The organism is Geodermatophilus sp. CPCC 205761, from assembly GCF_051383655.1.
Taxonomy (GTDB): Bacteria; Actinomycetota; Actinomycetes; order Mycobacteriales; family Geodermatophilaceae; genus Geodermatophilus.
Window position 1 is genome coordinate 1 of record NZ_JALPKQ010000089.1, and the last position, 9,142, is coordinate 9,142.

Annotated in this window: 7 protein-coding genes; 6 read left to right on the forward strand and 1 reads right to left on the reverse strand. The window is 77.7% G+C overall.

Annotation, left to right across the window (positions count from 1 at the left end; all coding sequences use genetic code 11):
• The 6 genes from MY526_RS26575 to MY526_RS26600 all read left to right on the forward strand — a co-directional run.
• Positions 1-676 (forward strand): hypothetical protein (locus MY526_RS26575; protein WP_436705445.1); only part of this gene is annotated, 676 nt, incomplete at its 5' end.
• Positions 673-2,298, forward strand: a complete 1,626-nt coding sequence (murJ, locus tag MY526_RS26580) for a murein biosynthesis integral membrane protein MurJ (protein ID WP_436705446.1) — start codon at positions 673-675, stop codon at positions 2,296-2,298. The genes MY526_RS26575 and murJ, both read left to right, overlap by 4 nt.
• A complete protein-coding gene (locus MY526_RS26585; RefSeq protein WP_436705447.1) occupies positions 2,291-3,442 on the forward strand; it encodes a glycosyltransferase family 4 protein in 1,152 nt (383 codons plus the stop codon). The genes murJ and MY526_RS26585 overlap by 8 nt, the downstream gene beginning before the upstream one ends.
• The gene (locus MY526_RS26590; RefSeq protein WP_436705448.1) at positions 3,439-5,865 is read left to right on the forward strand and encodes a hypothetical protein; all 2,427 of its coding nucleotides are present in this window, start codon (positions 3,439-3,441) and stop codon (positions 5,863-5,865) included. The genes MY526_RS26585 and MY526_RS26590 overlap by 4 nt, the downstream gene beginning before the upstream one ends.
• A complete protein-coding gene (locus MY526_RS26595) occupies positions 5,837-7,573 on the forward strand; it encodes a CTP synthase (protein WP_436705449.1) in 1,737 nt (578 codons plus the stop codon). The genes MY526_RS26590 and MY526_RS26595 overlap by 29 nt, the downstream gene beginning before the upstream one ends.
• A 40-nt stretch (positions 7,574-7,613) precedes the next feature.
• Entirely contained in the window at positions 7,614-8,213 is a 600-nt protein-coding gene (locus tag MY526_RS26600) for an NUDIX domain-containing protein (RefSeq protein WP_436695572.1), read from the forward strand.
• A 27-nt stretch (positions 8,214-8,240) separates the two neighbouring features.
• On the opposite strand, the gene MY526_RS26605 is transcribed toward MY526_RS26600, so the two are convergent.
• On the reverse strand, positions 8,241-8,939 hold the full coding sequence (locus tag MY526_RS26605; RefSeq protein ID WP_436705450.1) for a hypothetical protein: 699 nt from the start codon (positions 8,937-8,939) through the stop codon (positions 8,241-8,243).
• Between the last annotated feature and the right edge of the window lie 203 nt (positions 8,940-9,142).

Here is a 9,142-nt window from a genome sequence, read left to right on the forward strand (position 1 = left end):
CACCGCGGCCGCCGGGGCACCGGCCGGCAGCCGGCTGGCCGCCGCGCTGGCCGGCGGCGTCTCCGGGCTGGTCGGCGGCTACGACGACCTCGCCGGTGCGCGGCCGGAGCAGGCCCGGGACAAGGGCCTGGCGGGCCACCTGCGCGCGCTGCGCGCCGGGCGGGTCTCCGCGGGCGCGGTCAAGGTCGCCGGCATCGGTGCGGCGGCGGCCGGCACGGCGCTGCTCTCAGCGGGTGGGCGCGGTGCACGAGACACCCGCGGCGCGGGCGCGCTCGTGGACGGCGTCCTGACCGCCGGCCTCGTCGCCGGCACCGCCAACCTGGTCAACCTGCTGGACCTGCGGCCCGGACGCGCGGCCAAGGCCACCGCGCTGCTCGCGGGCAGCACCCTGGGCGGCCCGGCCGGGACCCTCGTGGCCGGCCCGCTGGGCGCCACCCTCGCCGTCCTGCCCGCGGACCTCGGCGAGCGGGTCATGCTCGGCGACGCCGGGGCGAACGCGGTCGGCGCGCTGCTCGGTCTCCGGCTGGCGCAGCTCACCGGCCGCCCGATCCGTACCGGGCTGCTGGCGGCGGTCGTCGCGCTCACCCTGGCCAGCGAGAAGGTGAGCTTCACGAAGGTCATCGAGGCGACGCCGGGGCTGCGCGAACTGGACCGGCTCGGCCGCCTCCCGGCATGACCCGGCGGCAGGTCGTCTCCGGGGTCGCCGGCGCCGCAGCGCTGATCGCCGTCCTCACCGTGCTGGCCCGGCTGGCCGGGTTCGGTCGCACGCTGGTGTTCACCAACGCCGTCGGCGCCGAGAGCACCGGGGACACCTACCTGGCGGCCAACAACGTCCCCAACATCGTCTTCGAGGTCGTCGCCGGCGGGGCGCTGGCCGGCCTGGTCGTGCCCATGCTCGCCGGCGGCATCGCCGTCGGCGACAGCGACCAGGTCCGGCGGACCGCGTCGGCCCTCCTGGGCTGGGCCCTGCTCGTCCTGACCCCGCTGGCGCTGCTGCTCGCCGTCCTCGCCGAGCCGATCGCCGGGCTGCTGCTGGGCACCGACGACGCCGCGCAGGTCGACCTGGCCGCCCGCTTCCTGCTGGTGTTCGCGCCGCAGGTGCTGCTGTACGGCCTGGGCATCGTGCTGGCCGGCGTCCTGCAGGCGCACCGCCGCTTCGCCGCCCCGGCCCTGGCGCCGCTGCTGTCCAGCGTCGTGGTGGCCGGCGCCTACCTGCTCTTCGCCGGGCTGGGCGGCGGACGCACTGTGGAGGACCTCTCGACCCCCGCCGAGCTGGTCCTCTCCGTGGGGACGACGCTCGGCGTGGCCGCCCTGACGCTGAGCCTGCTCCTGCCCGTCCGGCGCCTCGGGCTGGGGCTGCGGCCGGCGCTGCGCTTCCCGGTGGGCGCGGCCCCGCGGGTGCGGCGCCTGGCGGTCGCCGGCGTCCTGACCCTCGCGGGGCAGCAGCTGGTCGCCGTGGTGGCCATCCGGCTGGCCAACGCCGGCGCTCCCGACGGCACGCAGGTCGTCTACATCGCCGGGCTGACGCTCTTCCTGGTGCCGTGGGCGGCGCTGGCGGTCCCGCTGGCGACGTCGGCCTACCCGGGGCTGGCCGAGCGGGCCGAGACCGGCGACGAGCCGGGCTTCCGCCGCGCCCTGGCCCCGGCCGCGGTCCTCGTGGTGGTCGGTTCCCTCACCGCGGCGGCGGTGCTGGTGGCGGTGGCCGGGCCCATGGCGCGGGTGTTCCTGGCCGGGGCGCCGGCGGCCACGGTGGCGGCGCTGCGGGACACGATCATCGCCTTCGCCCCCGGCCTGGCCGGCTACGGCCTGGTCGCCCTGCTGACCCGGGCGCTCTACGCCCGCGGGCTGTGGAAGGCCCCGACGGTGTGCGTACTGGGCGGCTGGCTGCTCGCCGTCGCGGCCGACCTCGTCCTCGCCGGCGTGCTACCGGCCGCCGACCGCGGCGCGGCCCTGGCCGCCGGGCACAGCCTCGGGGTGACCGTGGCCGGTCTCGGCCTGCTGGCGGTCGTGGCGCGGGTCGTGGGCCCGGCCGGGCTGGCCGGCGTCGCGCGGGCCGGGTTGCCGGCCCTGGTCGCCGCGGTGCTCGCCGCGGGGGCGGGGCTGCTGGTCGCCGGCGCGCTCGGTGCCGACCCGGTACCCCATGGCGCGCTGCTGTCCGTCGTCGGGGCCGGCGTGCTCGCCGCGGCGACCGCACTGGCCGTCGTCGCGGCGGTCATGATGGGAACTGCACGCGGCGCTCTGGAGGCGGCCGCGCGCGGACTGCGATCGGGCGACCGTCAGGAGGTGCACGGTGGCTGAGCGGCTCCCGCTGCAGGGCCGCCGGGTGACCGAGGTGCTGGCCACCAGCACCGGTGGGGTCGGCACGCACGTGCGCTCGGTCCTGCCGGCGCTGCTGGCCGCCGGCGCCGACGCGCGCGTCGCCGGGCCGGCGGCGACCGAGGACCTGTTCACCTTCACCGCGACCGGAGCGGCGTTCGACCCCGTCGAGATCTCCGCCGGCATGGCGCCGGCCGCCGACGCCCGGGCCGTCGCCGCGCTGCGCCGCGCGACCGCCGGGTCCGACCTGGTGCACGCGCACGGGCTGCGCGCCGGGCTGGTCGCCGCCGCCGCCCGGCGGCTCGGCCGGGCGCGGTCCCGGCCCCTGGTGCTCACCCTGCACAACGCCCTGCCCGAGGGCGGCGGCGCGCTGCGCCGGGTGCTCCGGCTGGCCGAGCGGGCCACCATCCGCGGCGCCGACGTGGTGCTCGCCGCCTCCGGCGACCTCGCCGAGAACGCCTGGCGGCAGGGCGCCCGCGACGTCCGGGTCGCGCCGGTCTCCGCCCCGCCGCTGCCGCCGCCCGGTCGGACCGCCGCCGACGTGCGCGCGGAGCTGGGCGTGGCCGAGGGCCGGCCGCTGGTGGTCGCGGTGGGCCGGCTGCACCCGCAGAAGGGCTACGACGTCCTGCTCGACGCGGCCCGCCGCTGGACCGGCGACCCGCGGCTGCCCGTGCCGCCGCTGGTCGCCGTCGCCGGGGACGGACCGCTGCACGACGAGCTCGCCCGCCGCATCGCCGACGAGCAGCTCCCGGTCCGCCTGCTCGGGCGGCGCAGCGAGGTCGCCGACCTGCTCGCCGCCGCCGACCTGTGCGTGCTGCCCTCCCGCTGGGAGGCCCGCTCGCTGACCGCCCAGGAGGCGCTGCGCTCGGGCACGCCGCTGGTCGCCACCCGCACCGGGGGCCTGCCCGAGCTGCTCGGGGACGGCGCCGAGCTGGTGCCCGTGGGCGACGCCGCGGCGCTGGCCGAGGCCGTCACCGCCCTGCTCGCCGACCCAGGACGGGCGCGCCGGCTGGCCGAGGCCGGGACCCGCCGGGCGGCGGAGTGGCCCGACGAGGCCGCCACGGCCCGCCGGCTCGTCGCCGTCTACCGGGAAGTGCTGGGACCGCCGGGGGCCGGCGTCCCGTGACCGTGCTGACCCGGGCCGGGGCCCTGCTGCTCGCCCTCCTCGCCGTGCTCGTCGTCGGCGGGGGGACTGCGGGCGCCGCGCCGGCCGGGGACTCGACCGCCGACCGGGTCGTCGTCGTCGGCGTCCCCGGCCTGGTGTGGAGCGACCTGGACCCGGAGGCGACGCCGAGCCTGTGGGCGCTGGCCGAACGCTCGCCGATCGGCGCGGTGTCGGTGCGGGCCGCCCGGTCCACCAGCTGCCTGCTCGACGGCTGGGCGACGCTCGGCGCCGGCAACCGGGCCCGCTTCCCGGCACCGGACGAGTCGGTCCCACCCGTGCCGCTGCCCACCGTGCCGCTGCCCGGGGAGGCGCCGGGCACCGGGGACGACGGGACCGACGGCACCCCCGCGGACGACGCGGTCCCCGAGGACCAGGCGCCGGCGGTCCCGCCGGCCACCCCCTCGCTGTCGCACTGCGGCCTGCAGGAGCGGCTGGCCACCGCGGGGCTCGCCGATCCCCGGTCGGCGGTCGCGGCGGTGGCGGCCGACCCCGGCACGGCCCGCTTCGGCGCCGAACCCGCCGCGCTCGGCCGCGCGGTCGGCTGCGCCACGGTCGTGGGCCGCGCCCCGGCCCTGGCCGTCGCGGCCGACGGCGTCGCGCTCGGCTCGCACGAGCGGCTGCCCACCGACCCCGGCCTGGTGGAGGAGCTGCTCGCCGGCTGCCCGCTGACCCTGGTGTCCCTCGACGCGCTGCTGGACGCCGGCGAGCCGGCCCTGGAGGGCAGCGAGACCGGCACGGAGCCGCAGCCGCGGGCCACCGCGCTGGCCGCCATCGACGACGCCGTCGGCCGGCTGGTCGCCGCGGTCGACGCCGCGCCGGGGGAGACGCTGCTGCTCCTGCAGGGCGTCTCCGAGGTGGGCGACGGTCGCCCGCAGCTGCACGTCGGCATCGCCTCCGGGCCGGGCTTCGCCGACGCCGGCTGGCTGACGTCGGCGAGCACCGGCCGGGCGCCGTACAGCCAGCTCATCGACGTCGCCCCGACGGCGCTGGCCGCCCTGGGCCTCGAGCGGCCGGCGTCGATGAACGGGCAGGCACTGCGGGTGGCCGGCGACCGGCCGGCACTGGCCGAGGCGGTCGAGGTCCTGGACCGGGCCAACACCGGCGCGAGCGTGCACTACCGGAGCACCAGCACGTTCTTCTGGGGGCTGGTGCTGGTCGCGGCGGCGGTCGTCGGCGTCGGGCTGATGGTGGCCGGCGGACGGCGCCGGGACAGCGCCCCGCGGCCGGCCGGGGAGCGGCTGCGCGGCGTGCTGCGGCCGGTGGCCCTGGGGGCCGCGGCGCTGCCCGTCGCCACCTACCTGGCCGGGCTGCTGCCCTGGGAGCGGGCCGGCGCGCCCCGGCTGACCCTGGCCGGCGCGGTGCTGGCCGCCGCGGGGGCGGTGGCGGCCGTGGCCGCGCTCGGCCCCTGGCGCACGCACCGGCTGGGCCCGCCCACCGCCGTCCTCGTCATCACCCTCGGGACGCTCGTCGGCGACGTGCTCAGCGGCTCGCAGCTGGAGCTCAACGGCCTGCTCGGGTACGACGCGATCGTCGCCGGGCGGTTCACCGGCTACGGCAACCTCTCCTTCGGCCTGCTGTCGGTCAGCGTCCTGCTGGTCACCGCGGCGGCGGCGACGGCGGCCGGGCGGCGCGCCCCGGCGTCCCGCACCCGCTCGGCCACCGCCGCCACCGTGCTCGTCGCCGGCGCCCTCACCGTCCTCGTCGTGGGCACGCCGGCCCTGGGCCGCGACTTCGGCGGCGTGCTGGCCGCGCTCCCCGGGTTCGTGCTGCTGGCGATGCTGCTCACCCGTACCCGGGTGACGGTGACCCGGATGGCCGCGGTGCTGGCGCTGGCCGTCGTCGCCGTCGGCACGCTGGCCGTCCTCGACTGGCAGCGCCCGGCGGCCGACCGCAGCCACCTGGGCCGGTTCGTCGACCAGGTGCTCACCGGTGAGGCGTGGACCGTGGTCAGCCGCAAGGCCTCGGCCAACGTCGACATCCTGCTCGGCAGCCCGCTGGCCTGGCTGCTGCCGGTCGCGCTGGTCGCCGCGGTCTGGCTGGTCCGGCCCGGGGGCCGGCTGCCCGGGCCGCTGCGCGGGCCCGGCCTGCTGCGCGGCCGGGGCGACCTGCTGGCCCCCGGCGACCGCGCCGTCCTGCGCGCGGGCCTGCTGGCCGGCGCGCTGAGCCTGGCCGTCGGCGCGCTGGCCAACGACTCCGGCGTCGCCCTCCCGGCGACCGCGGCGGCGCTGCTCGTGCCGCTGCTGGTGTGGCTGGCCGCCGCGCCGCGCCGCGACCCGGCCGAGGGGCTCGACGTGGCCGACGGCACGCCCGGCACGGGGCCGGGCGGAGCGGCCGACCGTGTTACGGTCGTCTCCCGTGGATCGTCCTGGAACGCGCAACCATGACTACGGGCCGGGGGGTCTCCTCCACAACTCGCAGCCCACGAAGTTCGTCTTCGTCACCGGCGGGGTTGTCTCCTCTCTCGGCAAGGGCCTGACGGCCAGCTCCCTCGGGGCACTGCTCTCCAGCCGGGGTCTGCGGGTGACCATGCAGAAGCTGGACCCCTATCTCAACGTCGACCCCGGGACGATGAACCCGTTCCAGCACGGCGAGGTCTTCGTCACCGAGGACGGTGCCGAGACCGACCTGGACATCGGGCACTACGAGCGGTTCCTCGACACCGACCTGACCGGGCGGGCCAACGTCACCACCGGCCAGGTCTACTCCGACGTGATCGCCAAGGAGCGGCGCGGCGAGTACCTCGGCGACACCGTGCAGGTCATCCCGCACATCACCAACGAGATCAAGGCCCGCATCATGGCGGGGGCCGACTCGAGCGAGCGGGTCGACGTCGTCATCACCGAGATCGGCGGCACCGTCGGCGACATCGAGTCGCTGCCCTTCCTCGAGGCCGCCCGCCAGGTGCGGCACGAGATCGGCCGGGACAACTGCTTCTTCCTGCACATCTCGCTGGTGCCCTACATCGCGCCGTCGGGCGAGCTGAAGACCAAGCCGACCCAGCACTCGGTCGCCGCGCTGCGGAGCATCGGCATCCAGCCCGACGCGCTGGTCTGCCGTTCGGACCGGGAGATCGGCACCGGGCTCAAGCGCAAGATCAGCCTGATGTGCGACGTCGACGCCGAGGGCGTCATCTCCTGCCCGGACGCGCCGTCGATCTACGACATCCCGAAGGTGCTCCACCGCGAGGGCCTGGACGCCTACGTCGTCCGCCGGCTCGGACTGCCCTTCCGCGACGTCGACTGGACCGTGTGGGGCGACCTGCTCGACCGCGTGCACGCGCCCAAGCGGACGGTGACGATCGCGCTGGTCGGCAAGTACATCGACCTGCCCGACGCCTACCTGTCGGTCACCGAGGCACTGCGGGCCGGCGGGTTCGCCCACCGCAGCCGGGTGGAGATCCGCTGGGTGCCCTCCGACGACTGCGACACACCGGAGGGGGCGGCGCACGCGCTGGCCGGCGCGGACGGCATCTGCATCCCCGGCGGGTTCGGCGTCCGCGGCATCGAGGGCAAGCTCGGTGCGATCCGGTACGCCCGCGTCAACGGCGTGCCGCTGCTGGGCCTGTGCCTGGGGCTGCAGTGCATGGTGATCGAGGCCGCGCGGAACCTGGCCGGCCTGGAGAAGGCCAACTCCGCCGAGTTCGACCCGGACACCCCGGACGCGGTCATCGCCACGATGGCCAGCCAGATCGACGTCGTCGCCGGGCAGCGCGACATGGGCGGCACGATGCGGCTGGGCAGCTACCCGGCCAGCCTGCAGAAGGGCTCGGTCGTCGCGCAGGCCTACGGCTCCACCGAGATCACCGAGCGGCACCGGCACCGCTACGAGGTCGCCAACGCCTACCGCGACCAGCTCAGCGAGGCCGGCCTGGTCTTCTCCGGCACCTCGCCGGACGGGCTGCTGGTCGAGTTCGCCGAGCTGCCGCGGGAGACCCACCCGTTCTTCGTGGGCACCCAGGCGCACCCGGAGCTCAAGAGCCGGCCGACCCGCCCGCACCCGCTGTTCGCCGCGTTCGTCCAGGCCGCCGTCGACTTCTCGGAGTCCGCACGGCTGCCGGTGCCGGTGGACGAGGCCGAGAAGGTGGGGATCTGATGATCTCGCGGGCCGCCTCGTCCCAGGAGGTGGGGAGCTGATGGTGGAGCCGGCGCGGCCCGGGGAGTACGAGGTCCTCGGAACCGAGACGATCCACGAGGGCCGGATCATCACCCTGGTCAAGGACACCGTCGCCATGCCCGGCGGGGGGAAGAGCGACCGCGAGGTCGTGCGGCACATCGGCGCCGTGTGCATCGCCGCGGTCGACGACGAGGACCGCGTCGTCCTGGTCCGGCAGTACCGGCACCCGGTCGGCGGCTACCTGTGGGAGCTGCCCGCCGGCCTGCGCGACTCCCACGGCGAGGCGCCGCTGGCGACCGCCCAGCGGGAGCTGGCCGAGGAGGCCGGTCTCTCCGCGGAGCGGTGGTCGCTGCTGGTCACCAGCTTCAGCACCCCCGGGTTCTGCAACGAGGAGGTGCTGATCTACCTCGCCGAGGGGCTGGCCGACGCCGATCGGCCCGAGGGCTTCGTCGTGGAGCACGAGGAGCTCGACATGACCGTGGAGCGGGTGCCGCTGGCCGACGCCGTCGCGCGGGTCTTCACCGGCGGCATCCGCAACGCCTCGGCGGTCATCGGCGTGCTCGCCGCCGCCCAGGCGCGGGCCACCAGGCCCGAGCTGCGCCCCGCCGACGCGGAGTAGGCGGGCGGCCCTGCGGAGCGGCCTTCCTCAGCCGATGGCCACCGGGGACGAGGTGCCGACGTGCACCCGGCGCACCGACCAGGAGTCCTGGATCTCCTCCTCCAGCCAGAAGACGTAGGGCACGCCCGGGGTCAGGCCGGCGAAGGTCACACCGACCGGCACGCAGCCCTCGGGCTGGGCGGCGACCTGCACCGGCGGCTCGGGCTGCGCGCCGGTCACCAGCCGCTGCACGACCGCCGTCACCCGGTAGCCGAGGACGTCGGAGCGCGCGTCGGCCTGCCAGCTCACCGTCGCCGACCCCGGCCCCGGCACCACGCCGGGGACGATCCGGCGCGGGTTGCCGTAGCCGCCGCAGGTCTCCGGCAGCGGCTCCAGCTCGGGCGCGACCCCGACCGGGACGAACGGGGGCCGCACCTCGAGGTCGATCGGGCCGGGGCGGGGGATGTCCACCGTCGCCACCGGGTCCTGGGGCACGGGCACCGGCACGACCGGGGTGGACACCGTCGGGGCGGCGGCCACCGCGGCCGGTGCCGGGGTGGCGGTGCGCACCGTGGTCCGGGCGGCGGCGACGTCCGCGGCCACCTCGGTGGCCGGGCCGCTGAGGGCGATCAGGCCGACCGCCGCCACGGCCGCGGCCGTGCCGGCGCCGCGACCGCGGCGGACCCGGCGGCGTCGCGCCCGCCGGGTCGTCCGGTCGGTGCCGCGTCCGGCCGCCCGTCTGGTCATCGCGCCTCCCCCTGTCGGGGATGCCATCGGCAGCCGGCCCGGCGGCCTCAACGCGAAACCGGCACCCCGAGGCGGTCCAGTTCGACGGCGGCCAGCGCCGCCGTGGCCGCCGGATCGCCCGCGCGCCAGGCGGCGCCGGTGCCGGCCGGCAGGCGGGCCAGGAGCGGCAGCGGCGCGGTCGCCAGCGCCCGGGCGGCCAGCAC